Annotated in this window: 20 protein-coding genes and 1 tRNA gene; 10 read left to right on the top strand and 11 right to left on the bottom strand. The window is 68.5% G+C overall.

All coding sequences use genetic code 11. From position 1 onward, the window contains the following. From hflC to ACJASC_RS05695, 3 genes are all read left to right on the top strand, one after another. The gene (hflC, locus tag ACJASC_RS05685) at positions 1-1155 is read left to right on the top strand and encodes a protease modulator HflC (protein ID WP_021692210.1); all 1155 of its coding nucleotides are present in this window, start codon (positions 1-3) and stop codon (positions 1153-1155) included. Further along, entirely contained in the window at positions 1152-1346 is a 195-nt protein-coding gene (locus ACJASC_RS05690; RefSeq protein WP_021692209.1) for a DUF2065 family protein, read from the top strand. Before hflC ends, ACJASC_RS05690 begins: the two co-directional genes overlap by 4 nt. 187 nt (positions 1347-1533) lie before the next feature. Next, positions 1534-3039 carry a Do family serine endopeptidase gene (locus ACJASC_RS05695; protein ID WP_415144496.1) on the top strand — a complete coding sequence of 502 codons (1506 nt, stop codon included), beginning with the start codon at positions 1534-1536 and terminating at the stop codon, positions 3037-3039. Positions 3040-3102: 63 nt separating this feature from the next. Here the strand turns inward: ACJASC_RS05695 and ACJASC_RS05700 are convergent, their stop codons facing one another. Then, a complete protein-coding gene (locus ACJASC_RS05700) occupies positions 3103-3588 on the bottom strand; it encodes a peptidoglycan-binding domain-containing protein (protein WP_415144282.1) in 486 nt (161 codons plus the stop codon). A gap of 187 nt (positions 3589-3775) precedes the next feature. Here ACJASC_RS05700 and ACJASC_RS05705 point away from each other — a divergent pair, with 187 nt between their 5' ends. Both ACJASC_RS05705 and ACJASC_RS05710 read left to right on the top strand, forming a co-directional pair. Next, complete coding sequence (locus ACJASC_RS05705; protein WP_415144284.1) at positions 3776-4099, top strand: 2Fe-2S iron-sulfur cluster-binding protein; 324 nt, start codon at positions 3776-3778, stop codon at positions 4097-4099. Continuing rightward, the gene (locus ACJASC_RS05710; protein WP_415144286.1) at positions 4099-4788 is read left to right on the top strand and encodes an FG-GAP repeat domain-containing protein; all 690 of its coding nucleotides are present in this window, start codon (positions 4099-4101) and stop codon (positions 4786-4788) included. The genes ACJASC_RS05705 and ACJASC_RS05710 overlap by 1 nt, the downstream gene beginning before the upstream one ends. Here the strand turns inward: ACJASC_RS05710 and cobS are convergent. Then, positions 4785-5495, bottom strand: a complete 711-nt coding sequence (gene cobS, locus ACJASC_RS05715) for an adenosylcobinamide-GDP ribazoletransferase (RefSeq protein WP_415144288.1) — start codon at positions 5493-5495, stop codon at positions 4785-4787. The genes ACJASC_RS05710 and cobS overlap by 4 nt on opposite strands. Before the next feature lie 69 nt (positions 5496-5564). Between cobS and cobT the strand changes: the two genes are divergently transcribed. After that, on the top strand, positions 5565-6578 hold the full coding sequence (gene cobT / locus ACJASC_RS05720) for a nicotinate-nucleotide--dimethylbenzimidazole phosphoribosyltransferase (protein ID WP_415144290.1): 1014 nt from the start codon (positions 5565-5567) through the stop codon (positions 6576-6578). A 4-nt stretch (positions 6579-6582) separates the two neighbouring features. Here the strand turns inward: cobT and ACJASC_RS05725 are convergent, their stop codons facing one another. After that, positions 6583-8514, bottom strand: a complete 1932-nt coding sequence (locus ACJASC_RS05725) for a monovalent cation:proton antiporter-2 (CPA2) family protein (RefSeq protein ID WP_415144292.1) — start codon at positions 8512-8514, stop codon at positions 6583-6585. Between the two features lie 75 nt (positions 8515-8589). Continuing rightward, positions 8590-11484 (bottom strand): hypothetical protein, encoded by a 2895-nt coding sequence (locus ACJASC_RS05730; RefSeq protein WP_415144294.1) that lies wholly within the window; start codon positions 11482-11484, stop codon positions 8590-8592. A gap of 170 nt (positions 11485-11654) precedes the next feature. Here ACJASC_RS05730 and ACJASC_RS05735 point away from each other — a divergent pair, with 170 nt between their 5' ends. Further along, a complete protein-coding gene (locus tag ACJASC_RS05735; RefSeq protein WP_415144296.1) occupies positions 11655-12359 on the top strand; it encodes an SIMPL domain-containing protein in 705 nt (234 codons plus the stop codon). Positions 12360-12364: 5 nt separating this feature from the next. Here ACJASC_RS05735 and ACJASC_RS05740 read toward each other — a convergent pair whose 3' ends face one another. The 3 genes from ACJASC_RS05740 to ACJASC_RS05750 form a co-directional block, all read right to left on the bottom strand. Next, positions 12365-12895 (bottom strand): DUF421 domain-containing protein, encoded by a 531-nt coding sequence (locus tag ACJASC_RS05740; protein ID WP_045319515.1) that lies wholly within the window; start codon positions 12893-12895, stop codon positions 12365-12367. A gap of 25 nt (positions 12896-12920) precedes the next feature. Then, on the bottom strand, positions 12921-13898 hold the full coding sequence (locus ACJASC_RS05745; RefSeq protein ID WP_021692196.1) for a hypothetical protein: 978 nt from the start codon (positions 13896-13898) through the stop codon (positions 12921-12923). An 85-nt stretch (positions 13899-13983) separates the two neighbouring features. Then, a tRNA-Tyr gene (locus ACJASC_RS05750) sits at positions 13984-14067 on the bottom strand. Between the two features lie 165 nt (positions 14068-14232). On the opposite strand from ACJASC_RS05750, the gene rlmB reads away from it, so the two are divergent. Then, the gene (gene rlmB / locus ACJASC_RS05755) at positions 14233-15033 is read left to right on the top strand and encodes a 23S rRNA (guanosine(2251)-2'-O)-methyltransferase RlmB (RefSeq protein ID WP_415144298.1); all 801 of its coding nucleotides are present in this window, start codon (positions 14233-14235) and stop codon (positions 15031-15033) included. 163 nt (positions 15034-15196) lie between these two features. Here rlmB and ACJASC_RS05760 read toward each other — a convergent pair whose 3' ends face one another. Next, entirely contained in the window at positions 15197-15796 is a 600-nt protein-coding gene (locus tag ACJASC_RS05760; protein ID WP_415144300.1) for a TetR/AcrR family transcriptional regulator, read from the bottom strand. 194 nt (positions 15797-15990) lie between these two features. On the opposite strand from ACJASC_RS05760, the gene ACJASC_RS05765 reads away from it, so the two are divergent. Further along, positions 15991-16554 carry a carboxymuconolactone decarboxylase family protein gene (locus tag ACJASC_RS05765; protein WP_021692193.1) on the top strand — a complete coding sequence of 188 codons (564 nt, stop codon included), beginning with the start codon at positions 15991-15993 and terminating at the stop codon, positions 16552-16554. A gap of 55 nt (positions 16555-16609) precedes the next feature. Here the strand turns inward: ACJASC_RS05765 and ACJASC_RS05770 are convergent, their stop codons facing one another. Both ACJASC_RS05770 and hisF read right to left on the bottom strand, forming a co-directional pair. After that, a complete protein-coding gene (locus ACJASC_RS05770) occupies positions 16610-16921 on the bottom strand; it encodes a phosphoribosyl-ATP diphosphatase (RefSeq protein WP_415144303.1) in 312 nt (103 codons plus the stop codon). After that, on the bottom strand, positions 16918-17679 hold the full coding sequence (gene hisF, locus ACJASC_RS05775; RefSeq protein ID WP_415144305.1) for an imidazole glycerol phosphate synthase subunit HisF: 762 nt from the start codon (positions 17677-17679) through the stop codon (positions 16918-16920). Before hisF ends, ACJASC_RS05770 begins: the two co-directional genes overlap by 4 nt. A 112-nt stretch (positions 17680-17791) precedes the next feature. On the opposite strand from hisF, the gene ACJASC_RS05780 reads away from it, so the two are divergent. Next, a complete protein-coding gene (locus ACJASC_RS05780) occupies positions 17792-18238 on the top strand; it encodes a DUF302 domain-containing protein (RefSeq protein WP_415144307.1) in 447 nt (148 codons plus the stop codon). Between the two features lie 99 nt (positions 18239-18337). On the opposite strand, the gene hisA is transcribed toward ACJASC_RS05780, so the two are convergent. Next, on the bottom strand, positions 18338-19060 hold the full coding sequence (gene hisA / locus ACJASC_RS05785) for a 1-(5-phosphoribosyl)-5-[(5-phosphoribosylamino)methylideneamino]imidazole-4-carboxamide isomerase (RefSeq protein WP_415144309.1): 723 nt from the start codon (positions 19058-19060) through the stop codon (positions 18338-18340). Between the last annotated feature and the right edge of the window lie 74 nt (positions 19061-19134).

Raw genomic sequence — 19134 nt, forward strand, 5'->3', positions numbered from 1 at the left:
ATGAAGAAGACCGCATTCGTGCTTCCCGCCCTCGTCATCGCCGTGGCAGTGATCCTGTCCTCGATCTACGTCGTGGACGAACGTGAAAAGGCCTTGGTGCTGCAGTTCGGCCAGATCCGCCAAGTCAAGGAAGAGCCCGGTCTCGGGCTCAAGATCCCGCTGATTCAGGAGGTCGTGACCTATGACGACCGGATCCTGTCGCTCGACACCGATACAATCGAGGTGACGCCGTCCGATGACCGTCGTCTCGTGGTCGACGCCTTCGCACGCTACCGCATCTCGGATGTGGTGCAGTTCCGTCAGGCCGTCGGCGTGGGCGGCGTGCGCGCCGCTGAGGACCGGCTGTCGTCGATCCTCAACGCGCAGATCCGCGAAGTGCTCGGTGCCGATCAGGTGACCTCGGACACGATCCTGTCCTCCGACCGCCGGACCCTGATGAACCGGATCCGCGAGCAGGCGCAACGCTCGGCGCAGGGCCTCGGCATCGACGTGGTGGACGTCCGGCTCAAGCAGACCAACCTGCCGAGCCAGAACCTCGACGCGACTTTTGCCCGGATGCGGGCCGAGCGCGAGCGTGAGGCCGCCGACGAGATCGCCCGCGGTAACGAGGCGGCGCAGCGTGTGCGCGCGTTGGCCGACCGGACCGTGATCGAAACCATGTCGGAGGCCGAGCGCGAGGCGCAGGTGACCCGAGGCGAAGCCGACGCCGAGGCCAACTCGATCTTCGCGGGCGCCTACAGCGCCGATGCCGAGTTCTTCGATTTCTACCGTTCGCTGCAGGCCTATGAGCGCGCGCTCAAGGGGTCGAACTCGACCATGGTGCTGACCCCCGACAGCGCCTTCTTCGACTACCTCTACGACGACGACCTGCCGGAAGGCGTGACCCCGGCTCCGGCCCGCGAACGCGGCCCGCTCGATGGTGGTCTCGAAGAGGAACCCGCCTCCGGTGAGGCCGATGCCGGGGTGATCCGCCTCGACAGCCTGCAGGTCACCCAAGGCGAGGACGGCGCGGTCGTCTTCTCGACCGAGGAAGGCGAGATCGACGCGCAGGCCGAAGCCGACGCCGCCGCGGCGGGTCAGGCCGAGGCGCTGACGCCGCGGGTGATCCTGCCCGGGGACGAAGCGGGCGCCGAAACCGGGGTCGCGACGCAGTGACGCCGATCCTGCTGGGCCTTGGCCTGGTGCTCGTTGTGGAGGGGCTGGCCTGGGCGCTGGCCCCTTCACTTCTTTTGAAGATGCTCGAAACCCTGCGCGGAATGACACCCGAACAGCGGCGTGTGGCAGGGCTCGTCACGCTTGCTCTGGGCATCGCGCTGCTGTGGATGGCGCGGCTGACCACACTCTAGGGCCATCACCGATACCGCCCGATTTCGTGTTACAGCCTGTCACACCGCTTTGACGGCCTGCGACGAGGGCTTGAGTTGCGGCTTGGGCTTCTTAGGTTGATGGTCTGCGCCGACCGGAGCCGCCTTTCGCCTCGCGCTCCGACGCCCAGGACGAAACAGGAGTGTGCCCGTGAACGCCAAGACCCCCATGAAGTCCCTCGTCACCCCCGTCCGCGCCGTTTCGGTGTTGGCTCTGGGCGCTGCGTTGGGATTCAGTCAGGTGGCCCCCCTTGCTGCCCAAGATACCGCCGTGACCCCGGATGCGGAGGCGCAGAGCACCGCAGACGCGCCGGAGGCCGCCCGCCCGCTCACCTTTGCCGATCTTGCCGAGCAGGTGAGCCCGGCGGTGGTCAACATCACCACCTCGACCATGGTTTCAGCCCCCGCCGGACCGCAGGGCATCGTGCCCGAGGGCTCGCCTTTCGAAGAATTCTTCCGCGATTTTCAGGATCGTGGCGACAGCGCGCCGCGCCGCTCCTCGGCGCTGGGCTCGGGCTTCGTGATTTCGGCCGATGGCTATGTCGTGACCAACAACCACGTGATCGAGGGTGCCGACGAGATCAACATCGAGTTCTTCTCGGGCAAGACCCTCGAAGCCGAGGTGGTGGGCACCGACGCCTCGACCGATATCGCGCTGCTGAAAGTCGAAGGCGACGAACTGCCCTATGTCGAGTTCGGTGACAGCACCGGCGAAGGCGCGCGCGTCGGCGATTGGGTGATGGCGATGGGCAACCCGCTGGGTCAGGGCTTCTCGGTTTCTGCGGGTATCGTTTCGGCCCGTGGCCGGGCGCTCTCGGGTACCTATGACGATTACATTCAGACCGACGCGGCGATCAACCGAGGCAACTCGGGCGGCCCGCTGTTCAACATGTCGGGCGAGGTGATCGGCGTGAACACCGCGATCCTGTCGCCCAATGGCGGCTCGATCGGCATCGGCTTTGCCATGTCCTCGGACGTGGTGACCGAGGTGGTCGACCAGCTTCAGGAATACGGCGAGACCCGCCGCGGCTGGCTCGGCGTGCGCATTCAGGACGTGACGCCCGACATGGTCGGCGCGATCGACGGGCTCGAGACGGCGGCGGGTGCGCTCGTCACCGACGTGCCCGAGGGTCCGGCGATGGAGGCCGGCATGGAAGCGGGTGACGTGATCACCAGCTTTGACGGCAACGAGGTGCCCGACACGCGCGACCTCGTGCGCATGGTCGGACGCGCCCCGGTGGGCGAGGCGGTGCCGGTGACGGTGCTGCGCGGCGGCGAGACCGTCGATCTCACCGTGACCCTTGGCCGCCGCGAAGAGGCCGACGCCGCCGTGCCCGCCTCGGCCCAAGGCTCGAGCGACGCGGAGGAGACCGAAATGTTCGGCCTGACCCTGTCGGAGCTGACGCCGGAACTGCGCCAGCAGCTCGAACTGCCCGAGAACGCCGAAGGTCTCGTCGTGACCGATGTGGACCCGGCCTCCGATGCCGCCGAAAAGGGTGTCGTCGCGGGCGACGTCATCACCGAGGCCGGGCAGCAGCCCGTCGCCTCCGTGGCCGATTTCGACGCGCGCATCGAAGAGGCCCGCGAGGCGGGGCGCAAGTCGCTGCTGCTGTTGGTGCGGCGGGGCGGCGACCCGCGCTTCGTGGCGCTGGGGCTGGAAGACGCGGCCGAGTGAGGCCCGCCTTCGATTGTCGGGAACGGGGCGCCTTCGGGCGCCCTTTTTCATGGGGTCCGTGCCTTAGCGGCGATTCATGACTTCGAGTTGATCGGGGCTCAGTGCCCTGATCCCCAGACGTTGCGCCGAGGCGAGCGACAGCACGGGGCTGTCGGGCCCGCCGCTGCTGCGCTGGAACGCCTGCACCGCGTCGAGCGTGGCCCGGTCGAGCTGTCCGGTCACCGGGCCGGGATGGAACCCACGCGTGACCAAGGCGCGCTGCAGGGTCTCGACGAAAGCGGGGGTGAACTCAGGCGGGCAGAGCGTCTCGAACAGCACCTCGCGCCGCTCGTGCAGGATTCTCTGGCGCGCGATGGTGCGGTAGCGCGCCGGCCCGTCGCCCGGCTCGCGGATCTGCTCGCGCGCCGTCTCGATCACCGCCGGAGTGATGTCGCGGCCATGACACCGCCCTTCGGTGCCGGTCGCGATCTCGGCCTCTATGAAGGCGGGCAGCTCCGGCACCGCGACGGTGCAGGCCGCGAGCGGCAGGGCGAGCAGGAGGCGGAACATCGGTCACCGGCGGTGGTTGTCGCCCGAGACTAGACCGGCCGCCGCGACATCGAAAGCGCTCCCGCGCGGCGGTGCCCCGGCGTGACCCGCAAGACGCAACACATCTGCCGGAGCGTCCCGCCTTGGCTCTGGCACGCCGCGAACGCCTCGCCTAGACAGGGCGGAGCCGCGAATGAAGGAGTCCGACATGGCGAAGATCACCTATATCGAACACAATGGCACCGAGCATGTCGTCGACGTGGCCAACGGGCTGACCGTCATGGAGGGTGCGCGCGACAATGGCATTCCCGGCATCGAGGCCGATTGCGGCGGTGCCTGCGCCTGCTCGACCTGCCACGTCTATGTGGACGAGGCTTGGGTCGAGAAACTCCCCGCCAAGGATCCGATGGAAGAGGACATGCTCGAATTCGCCTATGAGCCCGACGAGACGCGCTCGCGGCTGACCTGCCAGATCAAGGTCTCTGACGCGCTCGACGGTCTCAAGGTCAAGATGCCCGAGCGGCAGATCTGATGCGCGCTGCCCTGATCCTCGGGCTTCTGGCCGGACCCGCCGCAGCCGAAGGGCTGGCCGAGGCTCGCTTTGCCGAGCCGACATCGCGCTATGTGCATGGCGTTTTCGGCGAGACCGAGGAATGGGGCGCGCTGGAGATGGTGACGACGGGCGGCGAGACCTATCTCATCCGCCTGCCGGACACCCGTGTCTTCGAGGACACCGCGCCGCGCCTTGCCGATGTGACCGGTGACGGAAATCTCGAAGCGGTGGTGGTCGAGACGGATGCGGCGCGGGGCGCGCGGCTGTCGGTCTATGGCGGCGGGGGCCTCGTCGCTGCCACCCCCTTCATCGGCACCGCGCATCGCTGGCTGGCCCCGTTGCCGCCCGCCGATCTCGACGGTGACGGCGCGGTCGAGCTGTCCTATGTCGACCGGCCGCACCTCGCCCGCCTGCTGCGGGTCTGGCGCATGCGGGATGGTGCGCTGGAACAGGTCGCGGCTCTGGAGGGGCTGACCAACCACCGGTTCGGCGAGGCGGAGATCTCAGGCGGCCTGCGCGATTGCGGTGCCGGGGCCGAGCTGGTGCTCGCGGATGCGGCGTGGCGGCGGGTGATGGCGGTCCGACTTGCGGATGGGACTCTCTCGGCGCGCGAGATCGGGGCGATCGGGGCCGAAGGTTTCGCGCCCGCTTTGGGCTGCGAGAACTAGACCAGCGCCGCCAGAACCAGAAGTGCGGCCATCTCGGACAGCTGCTGCGCCGCGCCGAGGACATCGCCGGTCTGTCCGCCGATCTTGGCGCGGGCCACGGCGGTGGCGCATTGCGCGGCCAGAGCCATCGCCGGGACGAGCCACAGCAGGCTCCACCCCGCCAGCGGCAACACCAAGAGAGCGGCCACGCCGCAGGCGAGGCCGAAGGCCCGCCCCGAAGGCCGTCCCGAAAGCCGCGCCAGCCCGTCCTGGCGTGCATGCGGCAGCCGCATCATTGGCCAGACCATCGCCGCCCGGCTCGCCACCGCCGCGATGATCAGCCCCCAAGGCCCGATCACGACCAGCGTCGACCAGCGAATCAGCAGCGACGTTCCGACCGCCAGCACCCCGTAGCTGCCGATCCGGCTGTCGCGCATGATCTCGAGCCGTCCCGCCCGTTCGAACCCGCCCCAGAGCCCGTCCGCGCAATCGGCCAGACCGTCCTCGTGCAGCCCGCCGGTGAGCAGGATCGACGCCGTCAGGGCCAGCGCCGCCGCCGGGCCGGACGGCAGGCCCAGTGAGAGCGCCCCCCAATAGCCAAGGCCCGCGAGCGCTCCGACCGCGAGACCGGCGAGGGGAAAGGCCCAGACCCCTTCGGGACGCACCGGAGCAGGGCGGACCGGCAGGCGCGTCAGAAGCCCGAAGGCCGCGCGGACTGGCTCAAGCATGGGGGCCTCTTTCCAAAAGCAGTCCCCTAGGGTTAGGCAGGCGGGAGCCGCGATGCAACGAGGACACGCATGACTGCCCCTTTCTCCGACCTTGCCGGACTGCGCGCCCGGCTTTGCGATCTGCCACAGCCCGATGCGGTCGCCACCGGTGACGCGCGGTCGCGCAACGCCCAGTTGACCAAGCCCGCCGGGGCTTTGGGACGGCTCGAGGATCTGGCGATCTGGTACGCGGGCTGGCGCGGCGACGCGCGCCCGCGGCTGATCCGGCCGCAGGTCACCGTGTTTGCGGGCAATCACGGTGTCGTGACGCGCGGCGTCTCGGCTTTCCCGGCGGCGGTCACGGCGCAGATGGTCGGCAATTTCGATGCAGGCGGTGCGGCAGTGAATCAGCTCGCCGAGGCATTCGGCGCGACGATGACGGTGCATCCGATCGAACTCGACCGGCCAACGGCGGATTTCGTCGAAACGCCGGCGATGAGCGAGGCCGACCTCGTCGCGGCCATGGCGCTCGGCTGGGCGGCGGTGAATCCGGAGGCCGATCTGCTGGTGGCGGGCGAGATGGGCATTGGCAACACCTGCTCGGCCTCGGCCATCGCAATGGCGCTCGAAGGCGGCGCGGCGCTGGACTGGACCGGCCGCGGCACCGGGGTCGATGATCCCGGTCTGGCGCGCAAAGTCGACGCCGTGACCCGAGGCGTGGCCCGCATCGAAGGCGAGGCCGATCCGATCGAGGTGCTGCGTCAGCTTGGGGGGCGCGAAATCGCGGCGATGGCGGGCGCGATTCTTGCGGCGCGGCATCACCGCATTCCAGTGATCCTCGACGGCTTCATCTGCTGCGCCGCCGCTCTGGTGCTGCACCGTGCCGCCCCCGGCGTTCTCGATCACGCGGTGGCCGGTCACCAGAGCGCCGAGAGCGCCCATGCGCGGCTTCTGGAGGCGATGGGCAAGGCGCCCTTGCTATCGCTGGGACTGCGGCTCGGCGAAGGCTCCGGCGCGGTTCTGGCGATCGGCGTGCTGAAGGGGGCGCTGGCCTGCCATTCGGGGATGGCGAGCTTTGCCGAGGCGGGCGTCAGCGACGGCTGAGGGATCAGGCTCGGTCCTTGCTGCGATAGCCCACGGTCTCGTCGGTCTCGACCGGCTCGTCCTGCTGGTCATCCCGCGGATGCAGCCGCTCGAGGATCGAGGTTTCGAGATCCTTGTTCAGTGCCTTCGCGCGCTTCACGTATTCGGCGTTCTGCGACACCGGAACGCCGGGTTTCCATAGCTGTGCCAGTTCGCGCACCCCCGCGCGGTCCTGCTGGTAATAGGTCATCTCCAGTTCGGAAGCCTCGAACCGCGACAGGCCGATATTCTCGAGCACGTAGCGCCCGGCGCGCAGGCTTGAATCGAACAGCTCGCGCACGATGTCGTTCGCCCCGGCCTGATAGAGCTGGTAGACGTGCTCGCGGTCATAGGCGCGCGCCACGATGTGCAGGTCCGGCCGCATCGCGCGGGCATGGCGCACCAGCTTGAGCGCTGAATCGCGATCATCGAGCGCCACCACCAGCACCTTGGCGGTCTCCAGCCCGGCGGCATGCAGGATGTCCGGACGGGTCGGGTCGCCGAAGAAACCCGAAAAGCCGAATCGGCGCATCGTGTCGACCATCTCCATGTCGTGGTCGAGCACCACCGTGTCGAAGCCCGCCCCCTGCACCAACCGGCTTACCACTTGGCCGAAGCGGCCGATGCCGGCGATGATGATCGGCGCTTCGCGGTCGATCTCGTCGGGATCGGGATCAGGCGCCTTGGCAGTCCTTGCCGAGAGCTGCTCGTAGAGGATGAAAAGCAGCGGCGTCACCAGCATCGACAGCGCGATCACCAGCCGGATCACCTCGGCCTCGGCTTGTGCCAGCACGCCCTGTTGCAGCGAGAAGGACGACAGCACGAAGCCGAACTCGCCCGCCTGCGCCAGCGCCAGCGTGAACAGCCAGCGGTCGCGCGTGTGCATCCGTGCCATCCGCGCCAGAAGGTAGAGCACCCCGCCCTTGATGACGATCACGCCCATTGTCAGCGCCACGATGCGCACCGGGTTGCCCAGCAACACTCCGAAATCGATGCCCGCGCCCACGGTGATGAAGAACAAGCCCAACAGCAGACCCTTGAAGGGCTCCAGATCGCTTTCGAGCTCGTGCCGGAATTCGGAGTTGGCCAGCACCACGCCCGCAAGGAAGGTGCCCAGCGCCGGCGACAGGCCCACGAGTTCCATCAGTACGGCGATGGAGACCACCATCAAGAGGCCGAGCGCCGTATAGAGTTCGCGCAGGCGGGCCTGATGGATATAGCGGAACACCGGGCGGGTGAGGTAGATCCCCGCCAGCACCACCACCGCCACGGCCCCCAGCGTCACCAGCGTCACCGCCCAACCGGGCAGGTTCTCGATCAGCGTGCGGGCGGCCTCGACTTCCTTGGCGCCCGGCGCGTCGGGGTTGACCGGCGTCTCATGCGCGGCTTCGCCGCCGCCATGGCTCGAAAGCGCGAGAAGCGGCAGAAGCGCCAGCATCGGGATCACCGCGATGTCCTGCGTCAGCAGCACCGAGAACACCGAGCGCCCGCCTTGTGTGCGCATCAGCCCCTTTTCCGACAGGGTCTGCAGCACGATCGCGGTCGAAGATAGTGCGAAGATCAGCCCGGTGGCAAGCGCCACCCTCGGATCGAGCCCGAGCAGCGTGCCCGCCCCGAATAGCGCCCCGGTGGTCAGCACCACCTGCACGCCGCCCAACCCGATCAGCCTTTGGCGCATGTTCCAAAGCGCGCGTGGTTCCAGTTCCAGCCCGATCAGGAACAGCATCATCACCACGCCGAATTCGGCGAAGTGCTGAAGATCCTCGGTCTCGGCGCCCACGAGCCCGGTGGCGGGGCCGATGATGATCCCGGCGGCAAGATAGCCCAGCACCGAGCCGAGCCCGAGACGGGCGGCGAGCGGCACGGCGAGCACGGCGGCGCCGAGGTAGATCGTGGCTTGAAGAAGAAATCCCTGCATCCTGTTGCTATCGCCTCTGAACGCCGCAAAGGCAACGTGGCGTTCCGCAGGAAGGGTGCCGCGAACGCAGGGTCGTCAGTCGGGGATCTGCAGAACCAACGTGCGACCGCGCTTGACGTAGTTCAGCACATCGTCGCCGATTGCCGAGACCTGACCGCCATCAAGCGTATCGCCGATGCCAACGCGCAGGTAGCGTCCGTTGTCGAGCCGGACCAAGGCGCGGCGCGCCCCTGGCTTGCCATAGACACCGATGAGGTTGATGTCGCGCAGATTGATGGCGCCGTCCAGCGTCGCGGCGCTGGCGACGCTGCCGGGCACGGGACCATCCGGCGCGACCGAGGCGCCGGAGACGGCCTGCGGTGCGCTGGCGGGGGCCCGGGCCGCGGGGGCCGCCGTTGCCACACGGGAGCGGGTTTGCGCGACGACGCGGTCGAAGTTGCGCGGTCGCGAATCCGGGCGGCGCGCGGTCGGCACGGCCGAGGCCGTGGCATTGGCAAGCGGATCAGGCGCGCCCGCCATCAGCGACGCCAGCGCATCGGCCACGGTGGCGCGCACGGGCGGCGCTTCGGGGGCCTCTCCCACAGCCTGCGCCAGCGCACTGGCCTGCGCGTCGGCGGCCTCGTCGACCTGGGTCTGGGCGTCGGGCGCAAGACCCTCGGGCCGCGGTGGCGGCCGGGGTCCGGCATAGGCCACGAGGGGCTCTTGAATGTCTGCAGTCTCGGCTTCTGCCTCCGGGACGAGGCCGTCCTGCGGGCGAGGTTCGGGGCGCAAGGCGTCGAGCGCGATGCCGCCCGGCGAGACTACCGAAGTGGCCTTTTCCGCCGTGTCGGAGTCGCCGTCGTCTTGGGCATCCTGTTGCGGCGCGACGGTACCGGGACGGGTCGGGGGCACGACCGGGGGCGGCCCGGTCCGGAGATCCAGCCCTTCGGTCACTTCTTCCTCCTGCGGACGCGCAGGGATCTCAGGGATCACGATCGTGACGTCCTCGCCCGCAGGGCTTTCGAGGGCGGCGGGCGTTTCCTCGGGAACGTCCACCGGGATCGGAGTGCCGGGACGCGCGGGTGGCACGATGGGGGGCGGGCCGGCATAGATGACGAGGCCTTGCGGCGTCAGGGTGCCTTCGGCAGTCGCGGCGATAAAGCCCCGCGCATCGCGGTCGAAGACGCTACCGGCGGGCGGCGGATCCAACTGCGCGGAGAGACCGCCATCGGGTGCTGCCACGGCCAGCCTCGGCGCGGCGACCAGCGCGGCCACTCGGGTGGGTTCGGTCTCGGCGGGGATGGGATCGCCCAGCGCCTCGGCGCGCGGCGTCAGCGGTAGGCGAGGGGCGCGCAACCACACGCCTGTCGCGGCATAGATGCGCTCGGCCTCGGCGGGGCTGGCGGTCGTGCCGGGCGTCACGGTTGGAGCCGGGTAGTCGTCGTAGTCGGGCAGCGGCGCCGCGACGGCGGCGAGTTCGGTCGGGCCGTCCTCAGAGGCGCCTGCCGCCTCGGCTTCGGGCCCGGCTTCGGTCACGGTTTCGATCTCGGCGCCGGTATCGCGCAGCAATCCAGCTTGCGGGTCCTGCTCATCGCCGCGCATCCACAGCCCCGCCAGAGCCGCGAGCAGCGCCAGCGCGACGAAGGCGGCGATCAGGGCGAGACGGTTTGACCGGCCGGGCGGAGTGGCACGACGCGCGCCGAACACGGTCATGCGCTCGCGTTCGCTGGCGCGGTCGAATCGGTTGGCGGCGCGTGGGCTACCGGGAGGGGAGGCAGGGCGAACGGGCTCTACCGGTGCCGCGAGTGCCGCCCCGGCGGCAAGTGCCGTGGCCTCCGCATCTTCGGACGCGTCGGCCTCTGCGGGAGGCAGGGCCGGCATTGCGGCGGGCGGCGCGCCCGGCCGCGGCATCGCAGGGGGCATGACCCGGCGCGTGGCCAGAGCCGGGTCGGTCTCGGCATCCGACGCCGCGGGCTCGGCGCCCTGCGGCGGCAGCGACGGAGTGGCGGGCGGCGGCGCGGGGCGCGGCGGAGCCGGGGGCGTGTCGGTCTCCGCGACAGGCTCGGGTGCGTCATCGGTGTCGGGGGCGGGCATCGGCAAGTCTGGCATCACTTGTGCGCCAGCCTGCGGCAGCGGCGTGGGGCGACGGGGCGCAGGCGTGTCGAACAACTCCTCATCCGCGTCTTCGGGCATTGCGGGCGCCGTTTGGGTCTCGTCATCCGAATGGGCCGGAATCGGGGCGGCGACGTGCGCATCGGGATCGAGCGGTGCCGCCGGTTCGAGGTCGTCGACAGGGGCGGGTTGTGGCAGTGGCGCGCCTTGCTCCGGCATGACTTCCGCGTCTTCGACCAAGGTTTCGTCGGGCAGCATGTTTTCCGAGGGAACCTGTTCGGGCAGGGCTGCACCGACCGGCTCCGCCTCCCGGTCAGACATCAACTGGTCCTCGGGGGCGGGAGAGGCGGTCGCGACCTCCGGCTGAACCGCGCTTTCGCGCACCGGTGCGTCGTCTCGTGCGATCGGCGCGTCGAGGCTCGAAACCGCGCCGAACACCGGCTCGCCGGGAAACCCGTCGGTCGAGGGAACGGCGGCAAAGCCGACGGGATCGAGCGCATGTTCCCGAGCGAAGCTTTCGGCCTCGTCCAGCGTTTCGCGCGCGACAGCCGCGACATGGGTGCGCCCGTCGCGGATCACATAGTCGATCACCAGTTCGTGCACCGGATAGGGGGTCGCCCCTTCGAGTGCAGTCGCCACCTCGTCCGCCCCGCGTTCACCCTCGAGCGCGAGGTAGCGAATCTGGTCGTTGGGGATGAGCAGCTTGGTGCGCATTCCCTCGGGCGCCAGATCGCGGGCGCGTTCGCGCAGCCGCGACAGGTCGCCCGCCAGATCGGCGCTGTCGAGCGGCACCTCTCCGACGCGGCTCCAGCCATCCGGGCCGCGGTGCAGAAGTCTAAGGCCCTCGAGCGAGAGCGACAGGGCGAAGTTGGGTATCATGCGGCAGGCCTTAGCATCACGGGCGGGGTCCGGGAACAGACGCGCCAGTCAGGCGGCATTTTGCAGGCAGCTTTCCGCGCGCGCAAGCCGCTGCCCCATGGTTGTGATCGCCTCTCCCTTGCGTCCTGCCTCGGCGAGGCGTTCGATGCGCGCCAACGCAGGAGGATCTGATGAAACACGCCCGCCTCACCGTCCTTGCCCTCGCCATCGGCCTCGCCGCTCCGGCGCTGGCCCAATCGCCGCAATCGACCATTGCCGTGCCCCGCAGCATCGTCGTCACCGGCGAAGGACATGTGCGCGCCGCACCCGAGATGGCCCGCATCCGCCTCGGGGTGAGCGAGACCGCCGAAACCGCCCGGGCGGCGCTCGACGCGATGAACGCGGCGATGGCGCAGGTGCTCGAACGCCTGACGCAGACGGGCATCGCGCCGCAAAACGTCCAGACTGGCCAGCTCAGCCTTGACAGGGATTATTCCCGGATGCGCGACGGGCAGTCCGAGCCCGTCGGTTTCGTGGCAACCACGATGGTCGAGTTGCGCGTGACCGATCTCGATGAGCTGGGCGCCGTGCTCGACGCGGCGGTGGGCGAGGGGGCGAACCGGCTCGAAGGGATCGAGTTCGCCCTTGCCGATCAGGCGGCCGCCCATGACGAGGCCCGCCGTGCCGCCGTGGCCGACGCCATGTCTCGCGCAGCACTCTATGCCGAAGCCGCCGGGGTGGAACTGGGCGAGATCCTGACGCTGTCGGAAACCGGAGTGAATCTCGGGCCGCAGCCGTTGATGCAGATGCGCATGGCCGCCGATTCGGGCGTGCCGATCGCACAGGGCGAGGTCGAGGTCTCCGCCGGGGTCAGCCTCGTCTACGCGATCGAGTGAGCCGCTCACCCCCGGCCCGGCAGGTCGGCGCTGGCGAAGTTCGCCGTGTCGCCGCCCTCGGGCTTGGGGATCACGCTGAAGGAGCCGTCGCTTTCGAGCACCACGGCTGCGATCTCATCGGGGGCCGCGCTGCCGTTGTTGCGGATCACTGAAAGCAGTTCCTCCTCGGTGACCCGCTCGCGGCGCAGGGCGTCGTGCAGGAACTCGCCCTTGTGCATCACTAGCCGCGGCTCGGACCGGACAGTACGGGCAAAGCGCGGCCACATCACCGATCCCGTCGTCACGAGATATTGCAGCCCGATCAGCAGGGCAAAAGCAGTGAAGCCTTCGGCCAGCGCCACGCTCTTCGATAGCAGGATCGTCGCCAGAGTCGAGCCGATCGCCACAGTGACCACGAGGTCGAAGGCGTTGAGCTTGGCCAGCGTCCGCTTGCCCGAGATCCTAAGAAAGGTGACAAGCCCGATATAGGCCAGCGTTCCGACGATCAGGGTCCGCAGCAGGCCACTCCAGCCTTGAAACAGCATGTCTTGGGTCATCACGGGCTCCCTCGATGTCGTGGTGTCACCTCATCCAGAACCCGCGGGCGCGCAGGATGGTTCGGATTTCCTTTTCCTTGGCAGGAAGGGCGGCGCGGTCGAACAGCGCGCGGACCTTGGCGCCGCGACCTTGATAGACCATCCGCCGGATCGGCTCGTAGCGTTTCAGCAGCTTCTTGAGCCGGTTCGGCGCGGCGACCTGTTCCAGTGCCTCGACTACCCGGTCCCCCTCGCGTGCATAGAGCAGCGGGAAGGTGCGGTAATGGCAGGTGATCGCACCGTCGAGCCCATCGAAAGCGGGGCCCGGACGGCCGCCGCCAAGACTGTGGATGACCAGCGGCAACGCCACCTGATCGAGCCATGGGTCTAAGGGCTGCAGCGCCACTTCGGACGGCGGGTCGTCGCGGATCGCCACGGCGTATTCCATGAAACGCGTGCCGAAGGCCTGCGCGTCCGGACCGCAGAACCAACCCGCATTGAAATAGAGATAGCGCTTCCAGAACTCGTCGGGCCATGACAGGTCGAGCGAGCTTTCGAACTCGAGCCCGAAGCGGTCGTAGAGCGCACGCCAACACGCGGTATAGCCGGGCCAGTACAGCTCCGCGACCGGCCATGTCCCCTCGCGCCGCATCGAAGCAGCGGGGGGCGAAGTATCGATCGGCAGCGCGCCGATCTCGCTGAGTACCAGCGTATCGCTGTCGAGAAACAGGAACGGCGCGGCGGGCAGGGCGATGAGCGCCTCGATCTTGTTGCCCTGCGGATAGGCGGCGCCGAAGTGGCGGCTTTCGAAGGGCAGGATTTCCGCGCCCATCTCCTTGAGCATGGCGCGTCCTTCGGCGCTCATCCTCGGATCCTCTGGCCAGAGCGGTCCGGGCTGTGGCTCGGCCACGAAGAGGCGTCCGGCGAATCCCGGGGCGTGGGCGCGCAGCGAGGCTGCGAGCAGGAGCGCCTCGGCCTCGATCCGGCCCGACTGGCCGATGATGACGATGTTGAATGGCCGCATCCATGCCCCCCGGGCCGCCCGATCCGAACGACCCTAGGCAGGCTCCCGGAGGCGGTCAAACCACCAACGCGGAAAAGGGGGGGAGTGGTGGGCGACCCTGGAATCGAACCAGGCGTGGGTCTCCCCGGCGGAGTTACAGTCCGCTGCCGCACCTTGCAGCTCGTCGCCCGCAGCCGGGCCTCGACCCGGTGCGAGAGCGGGAATAGGCGCTGGGCTTGAGGGCGTCAACCTCAAAATCCGGCTTCCGCGACGGCGCGGCACGCGCGGCGCTTCGGCTGGACTTCGCAGACGCGAACGCGCAAGCAGGCGGGGCCTGAGCCAAGCGGAGAGCGTCATGAAAAAGCCGAAATGGGTGATCGAGAAGGAACAGTCCAAGCGCGCCTCGGCCGCCGAGACGGTCTGGCTCTTCGGCCTGCACGCGGTCCGCGACGCCCTTTTGAACCCGCGCCGCGAACGGCTGCGCCTCGTGGTGACGCTGAACGCGCAATCCAAGCTCGAGGACGCCATCGCGGCAAGCGGCATGGAGCCCGAGGTTTCGGACCCGCGCAAGTTCGCCGCCCCCATCGACCCCGACTCGGTGCATCAGGGGGCGGCGCTGGAAGCGAAGCCGCTCGACTGGGGCTCGCTCGACGACGTGGCGCTGGGCGGCGACCGCGGCGACAAGGCCGGTCCGGCGCGGCTGCTGCTGCTTGATCGGGTGACCGATCCGCACAATGTCGGCGCGATCCTGCGCTCTTCGGAGGTGTTCGGCGCCCTTGCGGTGATCGGGGTGCAGAGGCATTCCGCGCCCGAAACCGGGGCGCTGGCCAAGACCGCGTCCGGCGCGCTGGAACGGCAACCCTACCTGCGGGTGCGCAACCTCGCCGACACCATGGGCCGGCTCAAGGAGATGGGCTATCTCGTGCTGGGTCTGGCAGGCGAGGCCGAAACCTCGATCGAGGAGGCTCTTGAAGGCAAGCGCGACCGGCCCGTGGCGCTGGTGCTCGGAGCGGAAGGGCCGGGGTTGCGGGAACGGACGCGCGAGACCTGCGACGCGCTGGTGCGGATTGATGCGGCCGGCGGCTTCGGCTCGCTCAATGTCTCGAACGCCGCGGCCGTGGCGCTTTATGCGGCGCGGGGACAGTTGCGCAGCTGAGACACGACAGTTGACGCGTTCTTCACAACTCTGGGAGTGCAGCTTCTTCGGGAACCAAATCGAGGTAAGATCGTTTCATAGATGCGCGTATCTGGAACATATGCGTTTCATTTCACTGTCCCTCGTTCCACACCTTGAAGCCCGGGCCATGCCCGGGCTTTTTTTATTGGTTTATGCCTTGGGCGGGGGAGGCGAGGCGCGCAGAGCCGAGCGCTTCGATTTCCTGCGCCATCTGTTCCGCCAGCCCGATCAGTGCCGCATCCCCGAGGCCGCGATGCGCCTCGATCCGCAAGGCGGTCATGTTTGACTGGTAGCGCTGGGCCAGCAAAGCGGTATCGGCTTGGTCGGGCAGTTCTCCATCAGCCCGCGCCTGCCGGAACGCCGCCTCGATCTCGTCGCGGATCGCGTCGAGATATGAGCGCGCCCGGGCACCAAGTTCGGCTTCGCCAGCCGTGGCGTCGAGCATCGTGCGCACCAGCATGCAGGCGCTGCGACCGGGATCATGCGCCTCGCGTCGCGCCACGCCTCGCAGGTGCTCGGCCAAGCCTTTGAGCACAGGGCCGGAGCCGTCGCGCAGCGTCCTGAGTTCATCCCGGGTCCGCAGGAAATAACGTTCGAGCACCGACAGGTAGAGCGCGTGCTTGCTGTCGAAGGCGGCGTAAATGCTGCCGGGCTTCATCCGCAGCGCCACTTCGAGATCCTTCAGCGAGGTCGCGTGATAGCCCTTGCGCCAGAACAGGCTCAGCGCGGCGTCCAACGCCACATTGCGGTCATAGGGTCGAGCTCGTGTCATACAGCGAAAGATAGGAGAGGGCGGGGCGAATGTCCCGTCCTTCGCGCAAAAGCGAATGCTCAAAATTGAGTGATCGCTCAAATCAAGCATTGAGTGATCACTCAAATCAGCTATCTGTTGCGGTATCCTGGGCCCAGACGCCCCCCGACCCTACGGAGTTTTCCATGACGACCTTCACCCTGCACGACGAAACCACCGCCCCCGAAGAGAGCAAGCCGCTGCTCGCCAAGTCGCGCGCCGCCTTCGGCATGGTTCCCGGCCTGCATGCCGTCATGGCCGAGGCCCCCGGTCTGCTCGACGCCTACCAGCGCGTGCACGAGCTTTTCATGAATTCGAGCTTCGACAAGGATGAGCTGACCGTCGTGTGGCAGACCGTGAACGTCGAGAATGCCTGCCATTACTGCGTCCCGGCCCATACCGGCATCGCCAAGAGCATGGGCGTGGACGACGCGATCACCGATGCCCTGCGCGACGGCACGCCGCTGCCCAACGCCCGTCTCGAAGCGCTGCGTGACTTCACGCTGAAGCTGGTGCGGGGTCACGGCAACGTGGATGACGCCTCAGTGCAGGCCTTCCTCGACGCGGGCTTCACCAAACGCCAGATCCTCGAAGTGATCCTCGGCTACAGCCAGAAGATCATGTCGAATTACACCAACCACCTCGCCGACACGCCGGTGGACAAGCCGTTCCAGAAGTTCGCATGGAGCCCTGCCGACAAGGCCGCCTGAACCGACGACGCTTGATAGGCCCCGCCGTCGTGGCACGGCGGCGGGGCCATGACGATCAGCGCAGCCGTGCCGCCTTTTCGTCCAGTCCCGAGCGGCCCTCGCGCCGGGCCAGTTCGGCCTCGATGTCGTCGAGCGTCACGTCGCGCGCGGCGCACATCACCAGCAGGTGATAGAGCGCGTCGGCGGCCTCGGAAGCGAGCTTTTGACGGTCGCCCTTCACCGCTTCGATGATCGCCTCGACCGCCTCCTCGCCGAATTTCTCGGCGCATTTCTCGGGGCCTTTGGCCAAAAGCTTGGCGGTCCAGCTGGTCTCGGGGTCGGTGCCGCGGCGGGCGAGAATCGTGGCGGCGAGATCATGCAGGCTCATGCCATCCTCATCGGAATGCCGGCGGCCTGCATATGCGCCTTGGCCTCGGCGATGGTGTAGGTACCGAAATGGAAGATCGAAGCCGCCAGCACCGCGCTGGCGCCGCCCTCGGTCACACCTTCGACGAGGTGGTCGAGCGTGCCGACGCCTCCACTCGCGATCACCGGGATGTCCACCGCGTCCGAGATGGCGCGGGTGAGCGGCAGGTTGAACCCCGCCCGCGTGCCATCGCGATCCATCGATGTGAGCAGGATCTCCCCCGCGCCGCGCCGCTCCATATCGGTGGCGAATTCGACCGCGTCGATGCCGGTGGTCTTGCGGCCGCCATGGGTGAAGATCTCCCAACGGCCCGGCTCCACGGTCTTGGCGTCGATCGCCACGACGATGCATTGCGCGCCGAAGCGTTGCGCGGCCTCGGTGACGACCGTGCGGTCGGCGACAGCCGCCGAGTTGAAGCTCACCTTGTCGGCCCCCGCGAGCAGGAGCGCGCGCACGTCGTGATGGCTGCGCACGCCGCCCCCCACGGTGAGCGGGATGTAGCAGCTTTCTGCGGTGCGCCGGACGAGGTCGAACATCGTACCGCGATTTTCATGCGTGGCGTGGATGTCGAGAAAGCACAGCTCGTCGGCACCGGCCGCGTCATAGGCGCGCGCGGCGTCCACCGGGTCGCCCGCGTCGCGCAGGTCCACGAAATTGACCCCCTTCACCACGCGGCCGTCGGCCACGTCGAGACAGGGAATGATGCGGGTCTTGAGCATATGCGGCCCTCCTGCGGTCGCGGCCCTTCTAGCGCCCTCGGCGCGGCGGGGCCAGTGCCGGAACGGAAGCCCGCGCTTCTCGTTGGTCGGCAGGACAATGGGAGCATTTCACATGAAACGCACGATTTTCGCCGGCCTCGCCGCCGCCACCCTCGCCGCCCCGGCCATGGCCGAAACCGAAACCATGCAGGCCACTGGCAGCGTGGAGGAGGTAATGGACCGTCTCGAGGCGGCGGTGACGGAAGCGGGGGCCACCGTCTTCGCGCGCGTCGATCACGGTGCCGGGGCCGAACAGGCGGGCATGACGCTGGCCGATAGCCAATTGTTGATCTTCGGCAACCCGCAACTCGGCACGCCGGTGATGCAGGAGGACCCGCTGGCGGGGCTCTACCTGCCGCTCAAGATCCTCGCCTATGATGACGGATCGGGGCAGGTTTTCGTGGCTTACGAGGAGCCGGAGGAGACCTTCGACGATCTGAAGGTCGATGACGATCTGGAGGCCATCGAGAAAATGGAGGACGCGCTGGAGAAGTTCGCCAAGGCCGCGGCCGGGGCATAGTTCCGGCGCGGCGCGCTCCCGGCCGCGCGGGCGCCATGAATATTTGAAGAGTGAAGCGGAGGGGGCGCCGCGCGCATGATCGCGTGGCGCTCCTTCGCATCAATCGTTCAGGAGCGTCAGCGCCTCGGCAAGGTCGATCGCGCCGTCATAGAGCGCGCGGCCCGAGATCGCGCCGGCGATCACGCCGGTCGCCTTCAGTGCCCTCAGGTCGTCGAGCGACGACACGCCGCCCGAGGCGATCACCGGGATCGACACGGCGCGCGCCAGCGCCTCGGTCGCCGCAACGTTCGGGCCCGCCATCGCGCCGTCTCGGGCGATGTCGGTGTAGATGATCGCGGCCACGCCCGCATTCTCGAAGCTCTTGGCCAGATCGGTGACCATCACGTCGGTCTCCTCGGCCCAGCCGCGCGTCGCCACGCGCCCCTCGCGCGCATCGAGGCCGACCGCAACCTTGCCCGGAAAGGCTTTTGCAGCCTCGCGCACGAGATCGGGGTTCTCCACCGCCACGGTGCCGAGAATCACGCGGGCGAGACCCTTGTCGATCCATGCCTCGATGGTCGCCATGTCACGGATGCCACCGCCAAGCTGGGCTGGCACGCCGGGGCAGGCCGTAAGGATCGCCTCGACCGCGGCGCCATTGACCGGCGCGCCCGCGAAGGCGCCGTTCAGGTCGACGAGGTGCAGCCATTCGGTCCCGGCCTCGACGAAGGCGCGGGCTTGCGCCGCCGGGTCGTCGTTGAACACGGTTGCCTTGTCCATCTCACCGCGCAGCAGGCGCACGGCTTGGCCGTCCTTGAGGTCGATGGCGGGGTAGAGGATCATCGCGCTGTCTCCGGCAGGGTGTTGCGCGCGCCTCGTGGCACGCAAGCGCGCAGGATGCAACGCCACGTCAGCCT

Origin of the sequence: Limimaricola cinnabarinus, assembly GCF_047631075.1 — a bacterium.
Lineage (GTDB): Bacteria > Pseudomonadota > Alphaproteobacteria > Rhodobacterales > Rhodobacteraceae > Limimaricola > Limimaricola cinnabarinus.

Excerpts from the sequence above, each read along its gene's own strand:
- hflC (WP_021692210.1), top strand. The coding sequence starts at position 1 with ATGAAGAAGACCGCATTCGTGCTTCCCGCCCTCGTCATCGCCGTGGCA.
- ACJASC_RS05695 (WP_415144496.1), top strand. The coding sequence starts at position 1,534 with ATGAAGTCCCTCGTCACCCCCGTCCGCGCCGTTTCGGTGTTGGCTCTG.
- ACJASC_RS05700 (WP_415144282.1), bottom strand. The coding sequence starts at position 3,588 with ATGTTCCGCCTCCTGCTCGCCCTGCCGCTCGCGGCCTGCACCGTCGCG.
- ACJASC_RS05705 (WP_415144284.1), top strand. The coding sequence starts at position 3,776 with ATGGCGAAGATCACCTATATCGAACACAATGGCACCGAGCATGTCGTC.
- ACJASC_RS05710 (WP_415144286.1), top strand. The coding sequence starts at position 4,099 with ATGCGCGCTGCCCTGATCCTCGGGCTTCTGGCCGGACCCGCCGCAGCC.
- cobS (WP_415144288.1), bottom strand. The coding sequence starts at position 5,495 with ATGCTTGAGCCAGTCCGCGCGGCCTTCGGGCTTCTGACGCGCCTGCCG.
- cobT (WP_415144290.1), top strand. The coding sequence starts at position 5,565 with ATGACTGCCCCTTTCTCCGACCTTGCCGGACTGCGCGCCCGGCTTTGC.
- ACJASC_RS05725 (WP_415144292.1), bottom strand. The coding sequence starts at position 8,514 with ATGCAGGGATTTCTTCTTCAAGCCACGATCTACCTCGGCGCCGCCGTG.
- ACJASC_RS05730 (WP_415144294.1), bottom strand. The coding sequence starts at position 11,484 with ATGATACCCAACTTCGCCCTGTCGCTCTCGCTCGAGGGCCTTAGACTT.
- ACJASC_RS05735 (WP_415144296.1), top strand. The coding sequence starts at position 11,655 with ATGAAACACGCCCGCCTCACCGTCCTTGCCCTCGCCATCGGCCTCGCC.
- ACJASC_RS05740 (WP_045319515.1), bottom strand. The coding sequence starts at position 12,895 with ATGACCCAAGACATGCTGTTTCAAGGCTGGAGTGGCCTGCTGCGGACC.
- ACJASC_RS05745 (WP_021692196.1), bottom strand. The coding sequence starts at position 13,898 with ATGCGGCCATTCAACATCGTCATCATCGGCCAGTCGGGCCGGATCGAG.
- rlmB (WP_415144298.1), top strand. The coding sequence starts at position 14,233 with ATGAAAAAGCCGAAATGGGTGATCGAGAAGGAACAGTCCAAGCGCGCC.
- ACJASC_RS05765 (WP_021692193.1), top strand. The coding sequence starts at position 15,991 with ATGACGACCTTCACCCTGCACGACGAAACCACCGCCCCCGAAGAGAGC.
- ACJASC_RS05770 (WP_415144303.1), bottom strand. The coding sequence starts at position 16,921 with ATGAGCCTGCATGATCTCGCCGCCACGATTCTCGCCCGCCGCGGCACC.
- hisF (WP_415144305.1), bottom strand. The coding sequence starts at position 17,679 with ATGCTCAAGACCCGCATCATTCCCTGTCTCGACGTGGCCGACGGCCGC.
- ACJASC_RS05780 (WP_415144307.1), top strand. The coding sequence starts at position 17,792 with ATGAAACGCACGATTTTCGCCGGCCTCGCCGCCGCCACCCTCGCCGCC.
- hisA (WP_415144309.1), bottom strand. The coding sequence starts at position 19,060 with ATGATCCTCTACCCCGCCATCGACCTCAAGGACGGCCAAGCCGTGCGC.